Source organism: Dyadobacter sp. LHD-138 (assembly GCF_030929615.1).
Lineage (GTDB): Bacteria > Bacteroidota > Bacteroidia > Cytophagales > Spirosomataceae > Dyadobacter.
Map to the genome: position 1 here is coordinate 119469 of NZ_JAVFVU010000015.1, position 24564 is coordinate 144032.

Annotated in this window: 15 protein-coding genes; 12 read left to right on the forward strand and 3 right to left on the reverse strand. The window is 44.8% G+C overall.

Features of this window, described 5'->3' with window-relative positions; genetic code table 11:
* Window positions 1-140: 140 nt before the first annotated feature.
* Both RB622_RS13575 and RB622_RS13580 read right to left on the reverse strand, forming a co-directional pair.
* Complete coding sequence (locus RB622_RS13575; protein ID WP_308047104.1) at window positions 141-1325, reverse strand: FecR domain-containing protein; 1185 nt, start codon at window positions 1323-1325, stop codon at window positions 141-143.
* 205 nt (window positions 1326-1530) lie between these two features.
* Window positions 1531-2100 (reverse strand): RNA polymerase sigma-70 factor, encoded by a 570-nt coding sequence (locus tag RB622_RS13580; RefSeq protein WP_308047105.1) that lies wholly within the window; start codon window positions 2098-2100, stop codon window positions 1531-1533.
* A 543-nt stretch (window positions 2101-2643) separates the two neighbouring features.
* Between RB622_RS13580 and RB622_RS13585 the strand changes: the two genes are divergently transcribed.
* From RB622_RS13585 to RB622_RS13615, 7 genes are all read left to right on the forward strand, one after another.
* Window positions 2644-3210, forward strand: a complete 567-nt coding sequence (locus tag RB622_RS13585) for a sigma-70 family RNA polymerase sigma factor (protein WP_308047106.1) — start codon at window positions 2644-2646, stop codon at window positions 3208-3210.
* Window positions 3211-3405: 195 nt separating this feature from the next.
* Complete coding sequence (locus RB622_RS13590) at window positions 3406-4473, forward strand: FecR domain-containing protein (protein ID WP_308047107.1); 1068 nt, start codon at window positions 3406-3408, stop codon at window positions 4471-4473.
* Window positions 4474-4716: 243 nt separating this feature from the next.
* Window positions 4717-8100 carry a TonB-dependent receptor gene (locus RB622_RS13595; protein WP_308047108.1) on the forward strand — a complete coding sequence of 1128 codons (3384 nt, stop codon included), beginning with the start codon at window positions 4717-4719 and terminating at the stop codon, window positions 8098-8100.
* Between the two features lie 27 nt (window positions 8101-8127).
* On the forward strand, window positions 8128-9693 hold the full coding sequence (locus tag RB622_RS13600) for a RagB/SusD family nutrient uptake outer membrane protein (protein WP_308047109.1): 1566 nt from the start codon (window positions 8128-8130) through the stop codon (window positions 9691-9693).
* Between the two features lie 124 nt (window positions 9694-9817).
* Window positions 9818-12580, forward strand: a complete 2763-nt coding sequence (locus tag RB622_RS13605; RefSeq protein ID WP_409021427.1) for a DUF1553 domain-containing protein — start codon at window positions 9818-9820, stop codon at window positions 12578-12580.
* Window positions 12581-12644: 64 nt separating this feature from the next.
* Window positions 12645-14120: a DUF1501 domain-containing protein gene (locus RB622_RS13610; RefSeq protein ID WP_308047110.1), complete on the forward strand. Its 1476-nt coding sequence runs from the start codon at window positions 12645-12647 to the stop codon at window positions 14118-14120.
* A gap of 13 nt (window positions 14121-14133) precedes the next feature.
* Complete coding sequence (locus RB622_RS13615; RefSeq protein ID WP_308047111.1) at window positions 14134-15627, forward strand: c-type cytochrome domain-containing protein; 1494 nt, start codon at window positions 14134-14136, stop codon at window positions 15625-15627.
* 99 nt (window positions 15628-15726) lie between these two features.
* Here the strand turns inward: RB622_RS13615 and RB622_RS30325 are convergent, their stop codons facing one another.
* Window positions 15727-15855: a hypothetical protein gene (locus RB622_RS30325; RefSeq protein WP_409021428.1), complete on the reverse strand. Its 129-nt coding sequence runs from the start codon at window positions 15853-15855 to the stop codon at window positions 15727-15729.
* 141 nt (window positions 15856-15996) lie between these two features.
* On the opposite strand from RB622_RS30325, the gene RB622_RS13620 reads away from it, so the two are divergent.
* From RB622_RS13620 to RB622_RS13640, 5 genes are all read left to right on the forward strand, one after another.
* On the forward strand, window positions 15997-16902 hold the full coding sequence (locus tag RB622_RS13620) for a helix-turn-helix domain-containing protein (RefSeq protein WP_308047112.1): 906 nt from the start codon (window positions 15997-15999) through the stop codon (window positions 16900-16902).
* A gap of 446 nt (window positions 16903-17348) precedes the next feature.
* Window positions 17349-17924: a sigma-70 family RNA polymerase sigma factor gene (locus RB622_RS13625; RefSeq protein ID WP_308047113.1), complete on the forward strand. Its 576-nt coding sequence runs from the start codon at window positions 17349-17351 to the stop codon at window positions 17922-17924.
* A gap of 114 nt (window positions 17925-18038) precedes the next feature.
* On the forward strand, window positions 18039-19109 hold the full coding sequence (locus RB622_RS13630; RefSeq protein ID WP_308047114.1) for a FecR domain-containing protein: 1071 nt from the start codon (window positions 18039-18041) through the stop codon (window positions 19107-19109).
* Window positions 19110-19289: 180 nt separating this feature from the next.
* Window positions 19290-22766, forward strand: a complete 3477-nt coding sequence (locus RB622_RS13635) for a TonB-dependent receptor (protein WP_308047115.1) — start codon at window positions 19290-19292, stop codon at window positions 22764-22766.
* Between the two features lie 13 nt (window positions 22767-22779).
* Window positions 22780-24510, forward strand: a complete 1731-nt coding sequence (locus RB622_RS13640; protein ID WP_308047116.1) for a RagB/SusD family nutrient uptake outer membrane protein — start codon at window positions 22780-22782, stop codon at window positions 24508-24510.
* The last annotated feature ends 54 nt before the right edge of the window (window positions 24511-24564 follow it).

Sequence of the window (24564 nt, forward strand, 5' to 3'; positions counted from 1 at the left end):
CTTCTACTTCTTTTGAAGTGTAGCTTTCTTTTCATAATTTTGAATGAATTAGAGTTTAAAAATTTACGGTTCGGACTGTACTAATTGAGTAAATTCTAAGGTTAACCGGTAGCGTTGACGCGCTGCCGGTTTTTTATCATTTACTTTTTCTGTTTAATTGTAATTTTATTTTCGACAACTTCAAATTCAAGCTCTCCGGACATTTCCAGCATTTGAAGCACATGCGACAATGTGATGTTCCGGGGAATAACGGCCGTAAAATGGCTATCGGGAATCTGATCTTCATTTGCAATTTCAACATTATACCACCTGGTCAACTGACGTAAAATAGTACCAAGATCCTGATTTTCGAACTGAAAAAATCCGTTTTTCCAGGCAATTGCTTCTTCCGTATTAACAGACTGGACGTCAATTTTCGCTCCAACCGAAGCCTGCTGACCCGGTGTAATCGTTTTACTTGAAGTCTCGTTCCCTACTTTTACCGCTCCTTCTACAAGTGTCGTTTTTGTATTTCCTTCATCAGCATATGCCATGACGTTAAAATGAGTACCCAAGACTTCAACCTGCGTTTTACCCGCCTGGACTATAAAAGGTTTAGTCCGGTCCCTGGCTATTTCAAAATAACACTCTCCGATCAAATCAACCTTACGGGTATTGCCCGCGAATACGGTCGGAAAATGTAAAGAAGAGGACGCATTTAACCATACCTGGCTTCCATCTGGCAAAATGATCGTGTACTGTCCTCCAACCGGTGTCTTGATGGTATTGTAGTGAATATTTTTTGTATCGCCCCCCGCCAATACCTGGTAATAGACCTTACCATCTTTTTTGGTCATTTTTATTCCGTCCTGCTCAATGGAAGTACCATCCTTTATCGTTTCCAGCGTAATCACCTTACCGTCCGATAACGTGAGCGTTGCCTTATCTTTTCCTGGTGGAATATCATTTTCCAACATCGTCTTTTTTAGGGCAACACCACCCAAACGATCTACCTTATACGTATTCCTTAGCATGCCATAAGAAAGCAGCCCGACAACAACTGAGGCGGCGGCATATTTCCAATATCTGGCAAAAAAGTTCTGATTTGACCGCTCGTCGGAGTCCCGAATTCTCCGGTTTATTTTTTGCCATGCCGCTGTCTGGTCTATCGATGCAAAAAACAAAAGATCGTTGCTTACAGTAGCTTCGTTTTCCAATGCATCCAGTAGCTGCTGATTTCTGATATCCTCTTTAAGCCATTGGTCCAGCCATACCCTTTCAGCAGCGGTTAAATCGCCCCTAAGATATCTCGATATTAAATCCGCCCGGTCAAAAAGCTCATTCATGTTATTTGCTATCTATAACATTAAGACACCCTGGCTTTGATTTGGGGTGACAACAATTATAAAAAAAATTGAAAAAATTCTAAAAATATAAAATTCGGTTAAAAACCTCATCCGGATTTCTTTTGCCGTGCGATCGGCAGTCGACTGGGCCGCCCCTGCTTTCGGCTATCGGATTAAGAAAGGAACAAAGTTTGCAGAGACAATGCTAGTGTCTGTAAAACGCTAAAACCATGACATAAAACAGCTCCAGGGTGAGTTTTTCACGCAGCATGTGCATGGCCCTTTGCTTTTGTGTTTTCACGGTGTTGACTGACAGCCCCAGCTCATCAGCGATTTCCTGATTTTTCTTTTCTTCCAGGAAGCTCATTTTTGAAATTTGCCTGCAGGCAAGGGGGAGAGACTCTATTGCATTGTGAATTTCTGACAGCACTTCTGCATGAATAATGGAATTGATCACAATCCTATCGTCTATCCAAGTGTCGGTAAGCTGGTCTTCATATTTTTTGGCAACGATTTTATGGCGTAGAAAATTCAGACAGGAATTCTTAACAGTCGAATACAAATAACTTTTTTGGGCAGCAATATCAGGTGCAATCTCATCTTTGCTATTCCAGTATTTCACGAAGGCGTCCTGAACAATATCCTCGGCATCATCTCTATCATCCAATATATTACAAGCAAAATAGACCAGTCCGTTGTAAATGGTGCTAAACAATATTTGAAAATCTGAATTTTTGGAAGAGCCCTCTCTTCTAAACAATGATAATAGTTCCATCACTTCCTGCTATTTCCCGATATCGAAATACTGAAAATATTTGAACAACTTCTTCCTCAGCTCTAATTTCTAAGCAAAAGTATAAATTTTTATAAAAATATATCAATAATTTATTAAGCTCAATCATTTATGTTTTGGATCTGAAAAACAAAGCGTTAACATGCACGCATCGTTTACCATTTTGTATCTGATCTCTTTCATCTCCTTAAAAAGGAAAGTGAGTAAACAGTCTTTGTTGGCATATTCTGATTTAAAAAACGGTTAAATTTTTCCGTCACATGACTGATAACCCGTTTGACTCTCCGGGTTATCAAGCTGCCTTTCTTCCAAATTTCACCATGGTACAGAACCGTGTCTTTCCATTGCCATCATTGTAAAGCGCTCTGCCGGAGAATCTTTGTTCTGTGTAAATTTCCTTGAGTCCGACAAGTACTTTTGGCTGCATAAGGCCTTTTGTGAATAAATAATTATAATATTCCGGGATAAAACTTTTAATTATGGGTAAATAAATGAAAGTTTTCCACGACCGATAAGCCAGAAACCTTGGAGCAAAACCTTATTGAGGCTTTACGAGCCAGTAATGAAGACGTATTTGCCAGTATTTACAAAAAATATTGGTATGAGATGTTTCTTGTTGCATACAGGAAACTTCAGCATAAGGAAATTGCGGAAGATTTGGTGCAGAATATTTTTGCCAGGCTATGGAAAGAGCGGCATAACCTTCAAATTGTAAGTCTGGACTACTACCTTTTTTCCGCGGTTCGTTATGAGGTCATTGATCACATCCGTACACAGGGTACCAGAACCAAATACCTGGATTACTACCAGGCATTTTCCACATTTGAAGATTGCAACACAGAAAATACCATCGCTTTTAATGATCTTAACAAAGCGGTAGATGAAAGCCTGGCCATACTACCCGAAAAATCACAGGAAATTTTTAGGCTAAGCCGTCTTGAGCACTGGCCCATCCACAGGATCGCCGCGCATTTTCAGCTGTCTGAGAAGGCCGTTGAATATCATCTTACCAAAGCGACCAAATCCCTTCGCCTCCAGCTTAAGGATGCCATGATCTCCCTCTTCATTTGGAGTGCTACCTTTCTTTCCTGACAAACACATCAGGATCACCCATCATTTTCATTGTAATTATCCCAAGAAAAATAAGTTATTTTCCTGAACATTATATAAATCTTTAAAGATTTTTTAAAATGATTTAGGGCAAATCTACCATAACACGGCTTGTTTAATGAAGGACCTCCACGATTGGAAGGTCCGGGATATCATTTAAAACGAAGTCACACTTTAATGAGCAACCAGGAAATTCAGGCACTGCTGTTACGATATCGTCAGGGAAAGTGTACGGTGGAAGAAATCCGAAAAATCCACGCATGGTATGAAAACCTGAACCGCGATGCTTCGTTGTCTCTTGACAACGAAGAAAAGGAGCTGATTGAAAAACGGCTGCTGAAAAAAATCAGGAAGGATATACAGCCTGAGAAATCGCATGAGGAGTTACTTGTTTCGGGAAGCTGGTGGCAGCGGACCGCCTGGTATTCCGCAGCGGCGGCCGTCTTCATTACTGCGCTGACATATACCTGGTTTTTCTCCATTAGCGTCACCGACAAGGTCGCGCATGCCGAGCCGTTGTTGCTGCAGGTTCCGTCCGGTAAACTAATAACCTACGAAAACAAAACCGGGAAGCCCAAACAGATCATACTGGAAGACAAGAGCGTGGTGACGCTTTACCCGGGTAGCAAAATGATGTGTGCGGATCACTTTTCAGAGAATAAAAGGGATGTCCAGTTGATCGGAAATGCATTTTTTCAAATTACTAAAAACCCTAAAAAACCATTTCTCGTATACTCCGGAAAGCTGATAACCAGGGTCTTAGGTACAAGTTTCAGCATCAAGACCAATATCCGGGATAAAGCCCTCGAAGTGGAAGTTGTAACGGGTAAAGTATCTGTTTTTGAAAATAATGCTGCATTCAAAAATACCGATTTGGCGGTAGCCGCCATGAAGAATAACAATGGCGTTGTGCTTACCCCAAATCAGCGGGTTACCTATTTTCCGGAAAGCAGACATTTGATGACCGGACTCGTGGCTGAGCCCGTGAAGGTTGAAATTGCAGCCAAAATTCAACCAAAGCTGACATTCAACAATGTCCCGCTCGCAGAAATTATCAGCCAGCTTGAAGATGAATATGCCATTGATATCGTGTTTGCAAATGACCGTCTGGCGCAATGCACCTTCACCGGGGATGTTTCGGAAATGCCGTTGTACGAGAAGCTGGACTTATTGTGTAAGTCCAATCTGGCGAGTTACGAGATCAGAGGAACCCGGATACTGATAAACGGAGAGGGTTGTGATTAACGTAAATACTCAGGTATAGTAACGAACCTTAACACCGCGTGTATGGCAAAATAAAAGACACCTTTATTCACAAAAACCTAAAAACCGATGGTGCTCGAACACCATCGGATCAATTGATCTCCCTGTTTCACACGATCCGGCAAGATCGTGAGGGAGGCTAAAGTCCTGTTTTTCACAAAAAGAACATTCAAAACTATGCAAAAAATTCGACAGTTAAAATGGTGCCCTGCACTGTGCAATGTCATGAAAATAACGCTTGTCCAAATAATATTTTCAGTTGTCTGCACCAGTCTTACACAGGGGGCAACTGAAAGCAGAGCTCAGGAAATCCTTGAGCGACGTGTAACGATCCACGCGCAAAATGCAGAACTCAAGACGATCCTGAAAAATCTGGAAGATCAGGCAGATGTAAAATTTGCGTACAGCCAGAAAACGATCAGAGCGGACAGACCGGTTAATGTCAATATTTCACGGCAAAAATTGTCTGATGCGCTCACGATACTTTTAGAGCCTCTGCATGTCTCCTATCAACTTGCTTCGGGACGAATATTGCTCACCCTAAACAAACCGATCAATTCGAATAGTCTGCCGAAACCTGGTGAAGAGGTCGTATTGGACAATAACCTGGCTAACATATCAGGTAAAGTCGTCGATGACACAAAAATGGGTTTACCCGGTGTAAGTGTGGTTTTAAAGGGCACGCAACGGGGAACCACGACCAATAAAGACGGTGAATTTCAACTCGACATTCCTGAAAGAAGCGGTGCCGTGCTTGTTTTCAGTTTTGTCGGATACGTTGTGCAGGAGCTTGAAGTCGGAAACCAGACTTCTCTTTCCGTAACCCTGCTACCGGAAAATAAATCGTTGGAAGAGGTTGTCGTTGTAGGTTATGGTACGGTCCGGAAAAGTGACCTTACAGGATCCGTATCGAGTATCAAGGGCGATGCGATCCGGGAAATGCCTGTCACGTCCGTTGACCAGGCGATCCAGTCACGGGCTCCGGGTGTACAGGTTACCCAAAGTTCGGGAGCACCGGGCGGAGGGATTTCAATACGTGTCCGGGGGGCCAATTCAATCAACAGCGGCAGCGAGCCATTGTATGTTATCGATGGATTTCCAATGTATCCCGACAACGGAGCGCTGGGTACCAGCGGAAACAGACAGGCATCCAATGCCATGGCAACCATTAATCCGAATGAAATTGAGTCCATCGAAATCCTGAAAGATGCTTCCGCGACGTCCATTTACGGTTCCCGCGGTGCCAACGGTGTTATTCTGATCACCACCAAGAGAGGAAAAGAAGGCCAGAGCCGTGTGGAATATGATGGTTCTTATTCTTTTCAAAAAATCGCAAGAGAAATTGATGTCCTGAACGGAGCCGATTACGCAAGGTATATCAATCTACTGGAGAAAAGCCAAGGCGGGAGTCCTCGCTATACCGACCAGAGAATCAACGAAATAGGTGCCGGAACCGATTGGTGGGATGTTGTTTCCAGAACGGGCGGGTTATCCAATCACCAACTTTCGTTTACGGGCGGAACCAAAGGAACGCGTTACGCTTTTGTAGGCAACTACCTGGATAATAAAGGAATAATCCAGAATACAGATTTCAAGCGTTACGGATTTCGGATGAATCTGGACAACGACTTTTTGAATGGTAAGGCAACGTTAAGCAACAGCTGGTCTTATAGCCGCTCCACCAGCAGCAATGTACCGACAGACCGCGGAGGACCGGGAGGTATTGTGATTTCAGCATTAGGTCTTGACCCAACGGTCCCTGTTTATGACCAAAACGGGAATTATCAGTACGCCAGTTATGATCAGCGCTTTCTGACCAACCCGCTGGCGGAAGCACTGCAGGGTTATGACCGGGATTTTACCAATCGTCTTTTTGGTACCTCAGCCCTCACATTTAATCTGATGGAGGGCCTTAAATTCCGCACCAGCCTGGGTGTAGACGTTGTAAATGCCAGCCGTACCACCTTCTACAATAATTATACATACCTGGGAAGGCAGAATGGTCGTGAATTGCAAAAGGCAAACAGAAATTCGACTAACCTTCTGAATGAAAATATCCTGACTTATAACAAGCAAATAGCTCCTGGGCATAACCTGGATGTTACACTTGGTTATACTTACCAGAAGGAACTGAACAGATTTGAATCCAACGCCACAAGAGGCTTGCCTTCAGATGATATTACGGCTGTCAATATGCAAAATGGCAGCAGACCGCTGGTACCTAATTCCGGTCGCGTGGAATGGGAATTGATGTCGATGCTTGGAAGAATCAACTATAATCTGAAGGATCGTTATTTGATGACCGTTACCCTTCGGCGCGATGGTTCTTCAAAATTCGGCCCCAACAATAAGTGGGCTACATTTCCTTCTGCCGCAATCGGGTGGAGAGTCGTCAATGAGGAATTCTTCAAAAATTCAAAGCTAGGCAGCATTTTTGACGATTTTAAAATCAGGGGAAGTTACGGGCTTACCGGAAATTCTCAGATTCCTGTTTATCGTTCAGTGGCTGGATTGATATCCTATAACTATGTTTTCGGCGGAACACCTACGCTGGTCTCAGGTTATGGACCGAACCGGATTTCAAACTCAAATCTTAAATGGGAAAGCACTTCTATGCTGAATGTCGGTCTGGACGTTGCCTTGCTAAGCAATCGGTTAACGCTGACCATCGACGCATTCAAAAATAAAACAACGGATTTACTGCTGGATGTCTCGATTCCGCAAAGTACAGGATTCAGTACGGTCATGCTGAATTCGGGTTCGTTAAGCAACAAGGGACTGGAATTTTCGGCTGGCTATAAGTTAATGAGCACCAATTCGTTCACCTGGGACATTAGCGGTAACGTTTCTATTTTACGAAACGAAATCCTCGATCTTGGGAAAAGCACCCCGTTTTTTTCCAACAGCACAAGCGGCCACCTGGGTGTGCTGGGAAGCTGGGTGGAAGCCGGAAATTCGATCGGTGTATGGAGAGGCTATAAATACACCGGCCTGTTCCAGTCAGACGAGGAGGGAAAAAGCTTTTCAGCCCGTGCCGGATATCCTAAATACGAGGACGTAAACGGAGACGGCAAGTATACAACGGACGATTTCAAGATTATAGGAGATCCTAATCCTAAGCTTACCTGGGGTTTCAACACGAGCATCAAGTACAAAAAATTTGATCTCGGAATTTTCCTTCGTGGCGTACACGGGAACCAGGTTCGGAACCTTCAGCAGTCAGAAATGGCCGATGGCGTGCAAAAAATCAATCAGATCGGGACGATTCTTCAAGACTCCTGGACACCGCAGAATACCAATGCATCGCGCCCGGTTATTGATGGCCGCCGTGATTTTATTTCCTTCCGTCGTTCGTCATTCTTTATTCAGGATGGCTCATTTATCCGTCTTCAGAATCTGTCACTTGGCTATACGCTGCCGATTAAAAACACTTTTATCCGTAATGCAAGAATTTATGCGAGCGGACAAAATCTGTTTTTGATTACAAAGTATAAGGGTTTCGATCCGGAGGTGAATAATCAAGGCCAAAACAACCTGAACCGTGGGGACGATTATGACGCGTATCCACGCGCAAAGATGTTCACCCTGGGTGTAAATATTGGTATTTAATTGTATCGGCCTAAAATTTGAATGAATATGAAAAACGTATTTTTATACATTAAATACACATTTATCACGGCCTTATTGCTAACCGGAGCAGGCTGTTCCGACTTAAAGGAGAAGCCGGATTTTATTAATCCCGACACTTTTTACAAGTCCGCTGCCGAATTGGCATTGGGTGTCAATGCGGTTTATGACGACCTGAATTCAGGAGGTAGCGGCTATTTCTATGACCGGTATGTTTTCGAATGTCTGGTCGGCTATCAGGTTGGATGGGAAAAGGGGCCGCTGCAATACAATATTGGCAACGTCAACCCGGCAGATGAGTACATCGAAGCCTTTTGGGGCATTTGTTACCGCTCCATCAACAGAGCCAACGCCATCATTGAAACGGCTGATGCCATGAAAGATCCGGCAAATGAGGCACTGATCAAAAGGGTGAAAGGCGAGGCCCTTTATCTTCGCGCATTTTACTATTACAGTCTGCTCAGCTATTTTGACAATGCCCCGATTACCGTAAAATCAACCCAAAACATCGACGAGTTACCGTCGAACAGCGGCGGAAAACGGGCGTTGATCGATCAGATCTATGCAGATGCAAAGGCAGCTGCGGAGCTTCTACCGGCAAGCTACACTGGTGTTGATATGGGAAGGGCAACCCGATGGGCAGCAAAGTCAATATTGATGAAAGCACAGCTTTGGGATGAAAAATGGGCAGATGCCAAAGCAACAGGCGAAGACATTATCAACAATAGCGGATTAAAGCTATTCGATGATTTTGCCCATAATTTCGACCTGGCCCATGAAAATCAGGGCGAACGCATTTTTGAAGCACAAGTGTCTGCATCCGCCAATGCAAGTGAATACAATGTACATTCCGCGCATTTTAATCCTGAGGATTTCCCAAGCCAGCTTGGAGGTTCGGGATGGAGCTGGTTGAGTGCTACGCAGGAATTCAGAGCCGCTTATGATAAAAACGACAAAAGAATTGCAGGCACATTTATTGAAAGTTACCCAACAGGTAGGTTTGGTTTGGTGGATGGTGCCTATCCAATCGTACGCTGGAGCCCAACTGCGGACTATAATTTATCACGTTTTGGAGGCGTTGTAAAATCCGATGCGAATCCGCGAGACCCGGCTCAATTGGTTTTTGGAAAAGCATGGTCAGCCAAGATTGTGGAGCTTGATAAGAGCAATGCGGCAACGGAAAAAAATACAATTTACATCCGCCTGGCAGACATTTTACTGGGACATTCGGAGGCCTGTAATGAAAGCGGCCAGGGCGATCCGCTCGTATCGATCAACAAAGTACGGACTCGTGCGGGACTGGAACCGCTAACGGCACTCAACCAGTCGGCTTTGCGCGATGCGATCATTCAGGAAAGGATGAAGGAATTTGTGTTTGAACAGGTCATGTATCCTGAACTGCGCCGCAAAAGTAAATTTGGAGGAACACAGGATTATCTTGGAAAAGAAATCACCCATTTTGCTGCAAAATACAAAATTGACCGGGCTCCCAAGGCTAAGGATTATGTATTGCCTTTGCCCCTTAAAGAGTTGCTGGGAAATCCGGGGGTAACCCAGAATCCTGAATGGAAATAATTTCTTTTTAGAGTCTGTTTAACTTATACTTTCTCAATCTTATCGAACTGAATTTCAATAAGATTGAGAAAGTATAAGATCATTCGCCGACTCGTTGTAATGATTAGCATAAAATAGTGACTTAATGATGAAGAAACGGACTTTTATTGGCCTGGGTGTGGTGGTGATCTTCTGGTCATCGTTTTCATGGTCAGGCTTGTTTGAACATAAAGTAGATTACAACGCCGAGGTTAAACCCATTCTCAATAAACACTGCATGGGTTGCCATGGAGGGGTAAAAAAGGCTGGTGACGTCAGTTTTTTGTTTGAACATGAAATGCTTGAACCGGGTAAATCCGGCAAAATCCCGGTCGTGCGGGGCGACGCACACGCCAGTGAAATGATTCGTCGCATCCTGACCGATGATCCGGATGAAAAAATGCCAAAAAACGGCAACCCGTTATCGAAAGATGAAATTGATATTTTGACAAAATGGATTGATCAGGGCGCCTCCTGGGAAACACATTGGTCCTACAAACGCATCGAAAAACCGGAGGTTCCCTCATTGCGAACTTTCTCGAACCTTTTTGGACTTTTGGATCAGGATGTCAGAAACTGGCCAAAAAATGAGATCGATCATTTTACGCTGAAAAAACTGCGTGAAAAGGATCTTTCACCTTCGCCCGAAGCCGATAAGGCAACGTTGCTGAGACGGGTAAGCCTGGACCTTACCGGACTGCCACCCACGGAAAAAGAAGTATCAGACTTCACGCATGATAACTCGGCCAATGCCTATGAAAAAGTGGTCGACAGGCTGCTCAAATCTTCCTCCTTTGGAGAACGGTGGACTTCCATGTGGCTGGACCTGGCGCGGTATGCTGATACCAAAGGATACGAAAAGGATAGCGGGCGCAGGATCTGGCGTTACCGGGATTATGTAGTCCGGTCATTTAATGCGGACAAACCCTTTGATGTTTTTACGATAGAACAATTGGCCGGCGATCTGCTTCCTAAAAAGAACGGAATGCCGTCAGATGAAAACCTGATCGCCACGGGCTTTCACCGCAATACAATGAACAACGATGAAGGCGGCACGTCGGATGAAGAATTCCGGGTCGCCGCTCAGATAGACCGGGTCAATACGACCTGGGAAGTGTGGCAGGGAACCACATTTGCGTGTATTCAATGTCACAGCCATCCTTATGACCCCATTTCGCACGACGAGTATTATAAGTACATGGCTTATTTCAACAATACCCGTGACGAAGATGTGCCTAACGATTCCCCTACCCTTCGGTTTTATAAAGGAAACGATTCGCTTAAAGTGCAGCGACTGATCGACTGGGTAGCCAAACGCGATCCTCAGCAGACAGAAAACTTCACCCAGTTTATGCGGGTCATGGAGCCCAGGATCAATTCCCATGACTTCCAGATCATTGGTGGCGCGACATTATTAGATGGAAAATACTTAGGGTTAAAACATAAAACTTCGGGAAGGCTCCCAGGTGCAAATCTTACAGGAATGACGCAGATGGTCGTTTCTTTGGGTGCCAGTATAGACAAATCCGTCCTGACGATTAGAAAAGATACTTCCGATAAAAAGAACTTTATTGCCCGCATCGCTGTGCCCAACACACAGGGTAAAGACACTGTGATGATCATTCCCATTCCCCATGCAGGTGGTAAGCAGGATCTGTTTTTCAGTTTGGAGAGTTCCAAAACACCAGATGACTGGGTAAGGATTAAATGGCTGTCGTTCCAAAAAGAAATACCCGGAAAAACTGAGCCCGAATATCCTGCAGTGGTTGCTGAATTCAGCCGACTTTTAACCAAATCAGCAGAAGACATTCCTGTATTATGGGAAGGGAAAGGGGATTTCAGCAGAAAAACGCATGTGTTTGTCAGAGGAAACTGGATGGTAAAAGGCGCCGAAGTAAAACCGGATGTCCCCAAATTGCTGTATGCTATGCCGAAAGATTATGCCAGAGATCGGCTGGGACTGGCCAAATGGATCGTGAACCGGGAAAATGCTTTGACCGGCCGGGTGATCGTAAACCGGTTCTGGGAGCAGCTCTTCGGCCGGGGTATCGTGGAAACTGTTGAAGACTTTGGCTCGCAAGGAAGTGAACCCTCACACCGAGAGCTGTTGGACTGGCTGGCTGTTGAATTCATGGAAAAGGATCAATGGCGTGTCAAGAAGCTTCTTAAACGCATTGTCATGTCGGCTACCTACCGGCAAAGTTCCAAAACAGACGATGATAAACTTGAAAAAGACCCTTACAATGTCTGGATCTCGCGAGGCCCGCGCGTACGATTGAGTGCTGAACAGGTTCGTGACCAGGCCTTGGCCGCCAGTGGATTGCTTTCAAAGAAAATGTACGGCCCCGGTGTCATGCCGGCCCAACCCGACAAGATCTGGCAATCGCCATACAGTGGTGAAAAATGGGTACTGAGTGAAGGAGAAGATCAGTATCGCAGAGGACTTTACACCTACTGGAAAAGAACATCCCCCTACCCTTCGATGGTTACTTTTGACGCACCAAGCCGCGAATTTTGTCAGTCCCGAAGGATACTGACAAACACGCCGCTGCAAGCCCTGGTAACATTGAACGACCCAGTGTATCTTCAGGCCGCCGAACAGTTGGCTGCCAATATGCAAAAAAGAGGCCATACGCCGCAGCAACAGTTAACCGAAGGTTACCGGATGCTTACTTACAAAAGTATTGAGCCAAAGAATCTGACGGTACTCATGAAAGTATATCAGGAAGCCTTAAACGCATACAAAACGAAGCCTGCACAGGTAGACAGCATTTTACCTTACGGAAAAGAAAGGTCGCCGGAATTGGCCGCGCTGACGGTTTCCGCCAATGTGATGCTCAACCTCGATAACGTGATAACGAAGGAGTGATGACCGACGATTGTCCATCATCAAAAAATTACTAGAAAAACGCTTGAAAGGCTGTGTTAACAATATGGAAAATTTACTCAAAGAATTACAATATGCAAAACTGGAACACCAGACCAGAAGGCATTTCCTGCAATCTTGTGGATTTGGCCTGGGTGCTCTGGGTTTAGGATCGCTGATGGGCTCCTGCTCGGCAAGCTCGACTGAGCCCAACGCTTCCGATAAATCTGTGCAATCGGGCATTCCCCAATTCGCCCCGAAAGCTAAAAGGGTCATTTACATCCATATGGCTGGTGCTCCGTCTCAATTAGAGTTATTTGACTACAAACCTGAGCTCCTGAAATACCATGGAAAAGACTGCCCTGCTGAATTTTTAGAAGGCAAAAAGTTCGCATTTATACAAGGTGTTCCCAAGATGCTTGGCCCCCAGGGTGCGTTTAAACAGCACGGGCAGTCAGGCGCCTGGATATCTGATTATTTACCACACCTGCAAAAGGTGGCCGACGAGATTTCTTTTTTCAAAGCTGTCCATACCGACCAGTTTAACCACGCTCCCGCACAGCTGCTCATGCATACGGGAAGCCCGAGATTGGGACGGCCAAGTCTGGGTGCGTGGACCGTTTATGGTCTGGGCTCAGAGAACCAGAATTTGCCCGGCTTTATGGTGCTGGCATCGGGTGGCCGACAACCTGATGCCGGTAAAAGTGTATACGGAAGCGGCTTCCTGCCATCAGTTTATCAGGGTGTCCAATGCCGCACCGGTGGCGATCCTGTTTTGTATGTAAGTGATCCCAGCGGCATGAACCGCAACATGCGGAAAACAACCATTGAGGCCATCAATCAAATCAATCAACAGACCTATGAGGACGTTAAGGATCCTGAAATCCTGACGCGGATCAGTCAGTATGAAATGGCATTCCGGATGCAAATGTCGGTCCCCGAGGTGATGGACGTTTCCAAAGAGCCGCAATTTATTCTGGATATGTATGGTGTAAAACCCGGTGACGGTACTTTTGCCATGAACTGTCTTCTTGCCCGCAAACTCGTGGAAAATGACGTTCGTTTTGTGCAGCTTTTTGACTGGGGATGGGATGGCCACGGCACCTCAGAGCAAGATAATGTAGAGGGCGGACTAAGAAAAAAATGCGAAGCCACCGACAAGCCGATCGCAGCGCTGATCCAGGATCTTAAAATGCGCGGGCTGCTCGAAGATACCCTGGTGATCTGGGGGGCTGAGTTTGGCAGGACACCCATGCAGGAAAACAGGAACGGACTGGTGATGCCCTACATGGGGCGTGACCACCATTTAGAGGCATTTACGATGTGGATGGCGGGCGGCGGCGTTAAAAAAGGCGTGACACATGGTGAAACCGACGAGCTGGGGTACTATGGTGTAAAAGGCCGTGTACATGTTCATGATATACAGGCTACGATCCTTCATTTAATGGGCTTTGATCACGAGAAATTCACCTATCCTTTTCAGGGAAGAAATTTCAGGCTTACTGATACAGAGGGTAAAGTAGTAAAAGAAGTTTTAGCCTAGTTTATTTCAATTTATGTTTGATATACTTCTCCAGTCTACCGGCTGGTCACTTTTCATTGGCAGGTTTCATCCCCTGCTGGTCCATTTGCCGATTGGTTTTTTACTGATTGCTGCACTGCTGGAAACTGGCCGTCGTACGAATAAGGTCAATGTCAACGCTTTGACCATCACTTTTATACTATTATGTTCGGCTATCGGAGCCTCACTTGCGTGCATTGCCGGATACTTGCTTTCACTGGGTGGCGGGTATGATGCCGTACTGCTCGACAGGCATAAATGGCAAGGGATTGGCGTGGCTGTTTTTGCCTGGATAGCCTGGTTTGTGACTCACGACAAATTCCAGAAAAAAATACCGTTCGGCTCTAAAATTTATTTAGGCACATTTGGCATGGCGGTTGTGCTTACAATGACTGCCGGTCACGACGGCGGCTCTCTGACGCATGGGGAAGGATTTCTTTCCCAATATACGCCCGAACCTTTTCGCACGCTGGCGGGAATGCCGCCGGTCAAAGTGCCGCTTGAAGAAATTAAGCCTATCGAAAATATAGAACAGGCCCTTGTTTACCAGGATATTGTGCAGCCCATCCTGGAAATGCGCTGTGTGCAATGCCACAATGCAAGCAAAAGCAAAGGAGACCTCAGGCTTGACGACATGGCGTTTATCCTGAAAGGCGGCGAAAACGGCCCGGCTTTCGTAGCGGGTAATAGTGCGGAAAGTGATCTGGTTAAAAGATGCCTGCTTGATGAAAACGATGATCAGCATATGCCTCCCAAGGGAAAGCCACAGCTATCAAACGAACAAGTGGCGCTGTTGTCCTGGTGGATTGAGCAAGGTGCTCCCGTTGGTAAAAAGGTCAGTGAACTTAAAAAATCTGATGCCGTAAAACCGGCACTGGCTTCGCTGACGGCAGGTGGCGCAACCAACCAGGAGAAAGCACCTGTCTCACCCGTATTGAGCCTTAAAGTAGACCAGGCTGATGATAAAAAAATAGATGTGCTCCGAAAGGCTGGATTGCTTGTTAACCCGCTCTCTCAGGATTTGAATCTACTCGAAGTCAGCGCTGTGAATGCGAAGGGTTTTGATGACCTTCAGGTTCCATTGCTTACGAACTTATCAGGCCAGATTGTCTTATTAAAACTTGGCGGGACCAAAATCACAGATGCTTCTCTGAAAGAAATTGCCAAATTGAAATATTTGACGAAGCTCTACCTGGACCGTACGGCTATCTCCGACGCTGGTCTGGCCAGTCTCAAATCGATGCAGTATCTGGAATATCTCAATCTGATTGATACAAAAGTGACTGACAATGGTCTGAAAAGCATTGCCGCTATGAAAACAATGCGATCGGTTTATGTATGGAAATCAAATGTGACCGACAGCACTGTCAATCAATTAAGTAAGTCCAATCCACGCCTTGTCATCAGCAATGGCATTAGCGAATCGGCAGTCGCGCAATTTTTGCAAATTGCAAAAAGTACAGACCAGGATTCAACCAAAGCGCGCTAGCGCTTCAGTCCGGTATAACCACCTGAATTCAGAAAATGGACGGGGCTGTTGTGTAACGCCCTTCGTCCATTTTCCTGCGCCTTGACCTTTGAAATCACGCTATACTAGCGATTTATGTACATCAAAAGGATCATATCTCCAAATCTGCTTCCCGGTTACCGCATCGACTGCATAAGCCACCTTTTTTGCAGATGTACTATATCGACTGTTTTTAGACTTCCAGTACATGCTGCAAGGTACCGGGTATTCTTACCAGATCTTGTATACAGATTACCGTATTTTATACCAAAATCACTGATTCCCCCGTCCCCAAGGCTGTATGTCGGTGACTATGTTTAGATTTGTACCAGATCCTTATTAAAGAAGCTTATGGACAATGTGCTAAGATTTGACAGTATCCGTGATTACAATACGTTTAACAAACAAGAAACGCTACACCCACTGGTCAGCATTGTTGACCTTTCCAAAGCGGATCCAAGGGAGTCACGAAAAATGAGCTATGGTTTTTATACTGTTTTTTTAAAACAAATACATTGCGGGGATCTCCGATACGGTCTTAACAACTACGATTACGAAGAAGGCACGCTGATTTTTCTGGCACCTGGCCAGGTGATCGGAGAAAACATCAGGGACAATTATTATCAGCCGCAGGGGATAGCTCTGGTATTTCATCCGGATTTACTTCCGGGAACCGCCCTTGGACGCCACATGAGCGACTATACTTTCTTTTCCTACGAAGTACGCGAGGCCCTGCACTTATCCGAAAAGGAGCGTCAAATTATTACAGACTGTTTTTCAAAGATAGAATATGAACTTCAGCAAGGAATCGATAAGCATAGCAGAAAGCTGATCACAGCCAACATCGAGCTTTTTCTTGATTACTGCATCCGTTTCTATGACCGGCAATTCATCACCCGTGACAATGCCAACAAGGGCATTCTCGAAAAGCTGGATAACCTTCTCCACGAATATTTCAACTCAGACAAGCCTCAGCTATTAGGTCTTCCCAATGTCAGGTATTGTGCTGATCAACTACATTTATCAGCCAACTATTTTGGTGATCTGATCAAGAAAGAAACAGGAAAAACGGCTCAGGATTATATCCAGACGAAAATAATGGACGTCGCAAAAGAAAAAATATTTGACCCGGGAAAGTCTGTCAGCCAAATTGCTTACGAACTGGGTTTCAAATATCCACAACATTTCAGTCGGTTATTTAAACAGCGCATCGGGCATTCACCCAACGATTACCGTTTACTCCGAGATCCCAATTAACGTGTGACAGTTTTGACGGCGTTGTAAATTCGATTTCTGAAATAGTTATGCCACGCTTTCGGGGTCGTAACGTGAATGTTTGCCCGAATTTTCCACAATAACATCATCCTTCCGGGAGTATCGATAAGTTTGAACGACTTCATCGATATTTTTTTGCATCCATACTTTTTTTAACCGACACTTAAAAGATTCGGCCAAACCGACCTATTTGTAAGTGTTGCAAGCCGCTTCTTCTCAACTTTTTAGGGCAAGACGATGTACGTTTCCCTGGAACACATCTAAAAAACAACCGTTAGGCAGCCCACGCAAAATCAGCCATTGCTTGCAATTGTAGTAATGTAAGGACAACTCGTCATGAGTATAATTCAGGTCTGTAACGGTTTGGAAAGAAAGTTCTTGTTACTATTCGTTGTCCGTGATCTTTTATTAACATGCTACCGTTTTATATGGTTGAGGATTTACAGATATGGCAAAGGTTTGTAGAGGGAGACAGGGCCGCTTTCGAGTATTTAGTCCAAACCCACTATACGGCTCTTTTTGACTATGGATTGAAATTTACCGCTGACCGGGAAAAGGTAAAAGATCATATCCATGACCTGTTTACAACCCTATGGGACAGACGCAAACATCTGAGTGAAGTCGACCAGATCAAACCCTATTTGTTAAAAAGCATTCGAAACAGACTTTTTAAAAGTTTTCGCCGGTCTGAAGTTTTGCTGGATATTGACGATTATGAGGAACAGGTTTTTCAGGATGAGAGCATGGAAATGCAGATCATTTCGCAAGAATCAGTTCTGGAAAGAGAACGTAAAATTACTTTTGTATTAGGCCAGCTCACCCGCAGACAAAGAGAGATCATTCACCTCAAATTCTACGAGGATTTATCCAATGAGGAAATAGCGGACATTTTGCTCATTTCGAGAGGCGCCGTTGCAAATCTGTTGTATCAGACTTTGAAGCTCTTAAAGGAAAAATGGAAATTGCCATTGTATGGTTTTCTTTTCATTTTATTAATTGTCTGATAAACAGTTATTTGTAAATTTTGTGAAGAATAATGTAAAAATTTTTATATTTTTTCCATTATCCCTTATGCTTTTGGGGGTTATGTCTCTGTAAGGTTAAATTTTATATTTTTCATGAAAAGATTTAACAAGTGTAATCTTCAGGACTTGCTCTTGGATGAAGACTTCAAATTCTGCGTTTGGGAAAACGAGAAGGGAAACAGTCTTTACTGGGACGAATTGCTGGCACTTAATCCTGAAGAAGTTTTTACCATGAATCAGGCACGTGAGCTGCTTCTTACCTTAACTCAAAAGACTTCTTCGTTAACCCAACAGGAATTGGCCGAAGGTGTGGCAGCCATATTGTCGCATACCATACCGCAAAAAAACAGGTTCAGGATAAGCCGCCAATTTCGCTGGCTTTCTATTGCCGCGGCGGTATTGCTAATGCTGGGCGTATTTTTCTTTAAATCAAATAACCGATCAGCTGCATATTCTTATAACGAAATCATTGCAACGGCAGCAACGCCCTTGCATGAAGAAGTGAACGAAACCAAACAGGAAAAACGCGTAACACTACCCGATAGCAGTATCGTCGTTTTATTACCATCCGGTAAAATCAGTTATGCAAATCCGTTCATTCAAAACAAACGGCGGGAAATATATCTTTCGGGAGATGCTTTTTTTGACATCCGCAAGGACACAGTCAATCCTCTGTTTGTATATGCCAACGGCCTGCTTACGCGGGTGGTTGGGACCAGCTTTCTGATCAAAACCACGGAGAAGGAAGTGAAAGTTTTGGTTCGTACCGGACGCGTAGCTGTAACACCTATGCGGAAGGGGGAAAGGATAGCGCAAAAAGGTGCCGAACTTATGCTAATCCCGAATCAGCAGGCTTTGTTCTCCACGAAAGACCAGGCGATTTTCAAAACAAATATCGACTTTCCCGATCAGCTTAAAAATATGAAGAAAGACCAGGTATTGTCTTTTGAAAACCGGCCGATCGGTGAAGTTTTTGAATCCCTTGAAAAAGTTTACGGAATACCATTTGAATATGATCGCACGGTGATGGCAAAATGCTTGCTTCATGTTGAGTTTACCAACGAATCGCTTTTTGCAAAACTTGATATTATTACCCAAACAATTGGCGCCAGTTATCGTGTCGTCGATGGTCGGGTAATCGTTTCAGGTAAAGGCTGCAATTAATCCATTACAAACCTAACCAGATTCCTATGATCAGATCTTAATTAAAAAAAGGCCGATAACGGTACCAGCGTTATCGACCTCGATTACTCCTCACCATTTTAAGTTGAACTTAAAGGTTTCCGTTTTCGGGAATCGTGGGAGGGCTTTGTTGCTTGTATACACTAAAACCATTGCTAAGTTATGAAAAAAAATAGTTTACCATTAAAAATTCTGGCAACAGTGATCAAGGTTACTTGTATTCCATTCCTTATCTCACTCGTTTTTACCAGCCTTTCGTTTGCTGGTGATGGCTTTGCCCAGGAGCTCCTGAAACGTGAGATCAGCATTGAAGCAAACGGTCAACCGCTCAAAACCGTGTTGGCCAGCATCGAACAATCGGCCCATGTGAAGTTTTCCTATGTTCCATCCCTTGTAGATAACCACAGGGTGAGCATATCGGCTTCAAAGTACACGCTGGATGTGGTTTTGGATAAATTATTAGCCCCCCTGGCTATTCAGTATGCGGTATCCGGAGGACATATCATTTTGACCAAAAAACAGGAAGAAGGAAAAACCGAAGAGCTTACGCATGAAGTGGTGGCGCCGACTATTCAGGAAAATACCGCTGAGGAAACAATTACCGGACAGGTGCTGATGACGGATTCTAATAATCCTTTGCCTGGTGTAAGCGTCGTGTTAAAAGGTACGACAATTGGCACCACCACCAATGAAAAAGGTAGTTTTCAGTTGTCTATTCCAGATAACAAGGATGCGGTTTTGGTTTTTAGCTATGTTGGCTACGAAACCCAGGAGCTAAAAATAGGCAGCCAAACGCATGTGGAAATTTTATTAAAAGAAGATACCAAGGCGCTTGGGGAAGTGATCGTAGTGGGTTACATGACCCAAAAGAAGGCAGATTTGACGGGATCCATTGCGATGGTTACCGCGCGTGAGATTGAGAAAAACAGTTATTCAAATGTCATGCAAGGGCTGCAAGGACGCCTTCCGGGCGTTTACATCACCGGGGACGGTAGTCCGACCGGCAATGTGAGCGTACAGATACGCGGATTAACTTCCATGCGGTCAGCCCCGCCATTAATAGTCGTGGACGGTTTTCCAACCAACATCAACCTCCGGGACATCAACCCTAACGACATTGCTTCCATACAAGTTTTGAAAGATGCCGCTTCGGCGAGTATATATGGCTCAAGAGCGGCCAGCGGGGTGATTCTCATCGAAACAAAGAAGGGGAAAATAGGTGAAACCAAGATTGCTTACACGGGTTCCATAGGCGTTTCCAGCTTTATGAACAGGGTTCCGATGATGAATACGCAAGAGTTTGGCCGGGCATTTTGGCAGGCAGCGGTGAACGAAAAACAGGATCCTAACGCAGTGACCCAAATCTATTCTTTCAAATCGCATTTGAACGATAAGGGAAATCCTGTTTTGGATGAGGTGATTCCCAGGGAATGGCTCAATGCCGAAAAAACCATGAAAGCGGCAGATACGGACTGGTTTGATGCGGGATCGCAGCTGGGACTTCAAAATAATCATCAGATTACACTGACAAACGGGAATCAGAATGTTCGGAACATGTTTTCTGTAAATTATTACGAAAACCGCGGAACACAGATTCACACCGGGTTGCGACGTATTTCATTACGCCTGAATTCCGAATACAGTCTGATCAAGAACCGGTTGAGCATCGGAGAAAATATTGCCGTTTCCACGTCAAAAATCAACGACCAGAATACCAGCCATTCCTTTTTAACAATGCCTCCGATTATCCCCGTTTACACCACCGACGGAGGCTGGGGAGGAACAGCCTATAGCCTTGGCATGGACGATTACAATAATCCCGTACGTATGCTCACGCTCGGCAAGGACAATTTTACGACGACCAATAAAATTATAGGAAGTGTTTACGCCAATCTGAAAATCCTTAAAAATCTATCCCTGAAAACACAGTTTGGACTGGACTATACCGGAAACAATTACAGGCATATCGAGTTCACCTGGGTTGAAGGCGGGGGAAAAAGGAATATCAATAACGGGGTCAGAAGTTATCAGGGACAGGCTATTACGAGCACCTGGACCAACACTTTAAACTATAATTTAAGTCTGAAAAATCATAGTCTTGATTTTTTGGCCGGAATAGAAACTTCACGGTATACTTTCCAAAATATGGAAGGATTCCGAAGAAAGTTAGAGCTGGAAAATTATGACTATGGCTATTTAAGTTCGGCCACGGGTACGCAGGAAATATATGGAACAGGAGACGAATACTCGCTGCTGTCCTATTTTTCGAAGTTCAATTATACTTTCAAAGACAAGTACCTGCTTTCTGCCACCCTGCGTTACGATGGTTCTTCAAAATTTGGGATCAACAACCAGTTTGGTTTTTTTCCGGCCGTATCAGCCGGCTGGCGACTTAGCGATGAAGCTTTTCTGAAAAATGTTCCTTTTGTTTCTGACCTGAAAATCAGGGCAAGCTGGGGTATGAACGGGAATTCAAACATCCCTACCAACGCCCTGGTCAATTTCTATGACGCCAGTTATAATGCCACCAGTTATGGACTGGCCGGAAATGAATCAGGAACGCTTTATTCGGGGTATCGCAGACGTCATATCGGAAACCCAAACTTAAAATGGGAAGCAACCCGGCAGACCAATTTAGGTGTGGACTTTGGAATTTTCGGCTCAAAACTTACGGGATCCATCGACTATTTCTACAAATACACAGAAGGCATGCTGTATGAGCCTCCTTATCTGGCGGCCATTGGTGAGGGTGGTTATCAGTGGATCAATGCCGCCAACATGACCAACAAAGGTGTGGAACTCATTCTTACCTACGGGGACAAATTTGACAGTGGATTCGAGTATTCTTTGACGGGAAACATGAGCACGTTCCGGAACAAAGTAGATGATTTGCCCGAGTCGGTAAAATTTACTTACGGCGGGAACGGACTGGACGACGACATTCTTGGCCGTCCGCTGAACTCTATTTACGGTTTTGTTGCGGACGGTCTGTTTAAATCACAGGAGGAGGTGAACAGTTCTGCGGAACAACAGGGAAAAGGTCTCGGACGCATTCGCTATAAAGACCTGGATAACGACGGAAAAATAACCTGGGAGCATGACCGGACCTGGATTGGCGTTAGCGATCCTAAGTTTATGTACGGATTAAATATGGATTCTAAATTCAAGAATTTCGACTTCTCCATGTTTTGGCAAGGCATCGCAGGCAACACGGTTCGCAATGACTGGAAATCGTATAGCGATTTTTGGAATGTATGGACCCAAAGCGGTTTCAACCATCCCAAACGATTATTGGGAGCCTGGACGCCGGAGAATTACGATTCAACCATTCCTGCATTATCCCTGTATAATACCAACGACGAGCGCAGAGTCTCCACCTATTTTACGGAATCGGGTTCCTATTTAAAACTGAGACACATTGAGCTCGGCTACAATCTTCCGGTGCGCGTCATCTCAAAAATTGGCATGAAACAATTCCGGGTTTATCTGAACGCTCAGAATATTGTCAATCTCAAAAAGTGGTGGGGCGCAAATAAATACACCGGCATCGATCCGGAGAATCCAACAAAAGCAAATGAATATTCCAGTCCGTACGTTCGTCCGCAAATATTCATGATGGGTATCAATGCTTCATTTTGACAACAACACAGATATGAAAAAAATGAATAAATACATGCTGCTGGTTTGCTCGGTTTTGACTTTTACCCAATGCCAAAGCATATTGGATGTAAATCCCAAAGGTATCATTACCGAAGAGCAGATAAGCGAACCTAAACATGTCGATGGCCTCGTAACCGCCGCCTACGCCTTTATTCCAAGGGCTCATGCATTTGACACGATGAATCCGTGGATTGCCAGCTTTCGCTCGGACGATGCCTATAAGGGCGGCGGTGGACTGGACGATCAAACTCCCTGGTTTCAGATGGAGACCTATTCACTGGTGAATGCCAATGTTGGAAATAATGATGGTGTATGGTTCAGTGGTTATAGCGGAATTTCCCGCGTAAACACGGCAATTAATGCCATCAAGCGTATGGATGAAGCAAAATATCCACAAAAAAATGAGCGTATCGCTGAAATGCGGTTTCTGAGAGGATGGATTCACCTAAAACTAAAAAGGATTTACAGATGGATTCCCTATGTGACCGAAGAAAACACGAACGAGGATATTGTCAAGATTCCCAACCGCCCCGAGGGGGCGACAACGGACATGGCCCTCTGGCAAAAAGTTTATGATGACTTAAAGTTTGCAGCCGATAATTTACCCGCAACCCAGACGGATAAGGGGAGAATTAATAAATATGGAGCAAAAGCATTTTTGGCTTATACCGTATTGTGGATGGCTTACCCTCAGGATGACCGGAATCAGCTCACGACCCTTGATAACGCTAAACTGACAGAAGCCCTGGCCCTGGTGAATGAAATTATTGACAGCGGCAAATACAAGCTGGCGACGGATATTGCCGAGAACTTTATGCTGGAATACGATAACGCGTCGCCGGAGTCATTGTGGGAGCTACAATTTACCATCAATGACGGAACAGTCCGGGGAAATCTAAATGAAGGAAACGGCCTGACCGCACCCTGGTGGAATCCCTATTTCAGCTGCTGTGATTTTCACAAGCCTAGCTATAATATGGTGAATGCATTCAAAGTGGATGCCAATGGTTATCCGCTTTTCAATACGTTCAACAATGAAAATATCACCAACAAGAAGGAGTATTTTGCCCATAACACCTGGGATCCGCGGCTTGGCCATACCGTAGCCATTCCAGGGCATCCATGGAAATACCAGACCGTTTTGTTCGATAGTACCGCTTCGAGGCAACCAGCTGTGTATGGATATTTCCACTCTTTGAAAGAGAATGTTACGACGAATAGTCCGGGCTTGTTCAACGCTTTCTGGATGTTCAATTCCAAGAATCAGCTGGAAGTCAGATATGCGGAAGTTTTGCTTTGGAAGGCGGAAATACTGATTCAGCTCGGAAGGCATATGGAGGCACTGCCCGTTATCAATCAGATCAGGGAGCGCGCCGCACACAGTGTAGACCGGTTGAAAATGCCAGACGGCACATTCCCCGTGAAGTACAAAGTTGAGCCCTATGTGATTGGCGCAGATGTGAAATGGGATAAAGAATTTGCCTGGAATGCCTTGATGTGGGAAGCAAGGCTGGAAATGGCCATGGAAGGACGCCGGTTTTTCGACCTCGTGAGATGGGGCCTTGCCGCCAAAACTTTGAATGGCTATCTGGATGCAGAAAAGAAACGGCGCCCCTGGCTGGAAGTTGCGAAATTTACCGCCGGCCGGGATGAGTACCTGCCGATTCCGCAAGCACAAATGAACTGGTCAAGAGGCGTTTACAAACAAAATCCCGGATATTGATATACGGAATAGTATATTTCTGTTCTTATTCATTTTTAATATCTGAAACCGGAA

Excerpts from the sequence above, each read along its gene's own strand:
- RB622_RS30325 (WP_409021428.1), bottom strand. The coding sequence starts at position 15,855 with ATGTACTGGAAGTCTAAAAACAGTCGATATAGTACATCTGCAAAAAAG.
- RB622_RS13580 (WP_308047105.1), bottom strand. The coding sequence starts at position 2,100 with ATGGAACTATTATCATTGTTTAGAAGAGAGGGCTCTTCCAAAAATTCA.
- RB622_RS13600 (WP_308047109.1), top strand. The coding sequence starts at position 8,128 with ATGAAAAACGTATTTTTATACATTAAATACACATTTATCACGGCCTTA.
- RB622_RS13595 (WP_308047108.1), top strand. The coding sequence starts at position 4,717 with ATGAAAATAACGCTTGTCCAAATAATATTTTCAGTTGTCTGCACCAGT.
- RB622_RS13625 (WP_308047113.1), top strand. The coding sequence starts at position 17,349 with ATGGTTGAGGATTTACAGATATGGCAAAGGTTTGTAGAGGGAGACAGG.
- RB622_RS13605 (WP_409021427.1), top strand. The coding sequence starts at position 9,818 with ATGATGAAGAAACGGACTTTTATTGGCCTGGGTGTGGTGGTGATCTTC.
- RB622_RS13590 (WP_308047107.1), top strand. The coding sequence starts at position 3,406 with ATGAGCAACCAGGAAATTCAGGCACTGCTGTTACGATATCGTCAGGGA.
- RB622_RS13610 (WP_308047110.1), top strand. The coding sequence starts at position 12,645 with ATGGAAAATTTACTCAAAGAATTACAATATGCAAAACTGGAACACCAG.
- RB622_RS13615 (WP_308047111.1), top strand. The coding sequence starts at position 14,134 with ATGTTTGATATACTTCTCCAGTCTACCGGCTGGTCACTTTTCATTGGC.
- RB622_RS13620 (WP_308047112.1), top strand. The coding sequence starts at position 15,997 with ATGGACAATGTGCTAAGATTTGACAGTATCCGTGATTACAATACGTTT.
- RB622_RS13640 (WP_308047116.1), top strand. The coding sequence starts at position 22,780 with ATGAAAAAAATGAATAAATACATGCTGCTGGTTTGCTCGGTTTTGACT.
- RB622_RS13575 (WP_308047104.1), bottom strand. The coding sequence starts at position 1,325 with ATGAATGAGCTTTTTGACCGGGCGGATTTAATATCGAGATATCTTAGG.
- RB622_RS13635 (WP_308047115.1), top strand. The coding sequence starts at position 19,290 with ATGAAAAAAAATAGTTTACCATTAAAAATTCTGGCAACAGTGATCAAG.
- RB622_RS13630 (WP_308047114.1), top strand. The coding sequence starts at position 18,039 with ATGAAAAGATTTAACAAGTGTAATCTTCAGGACTTGCTCTTGGATGAA.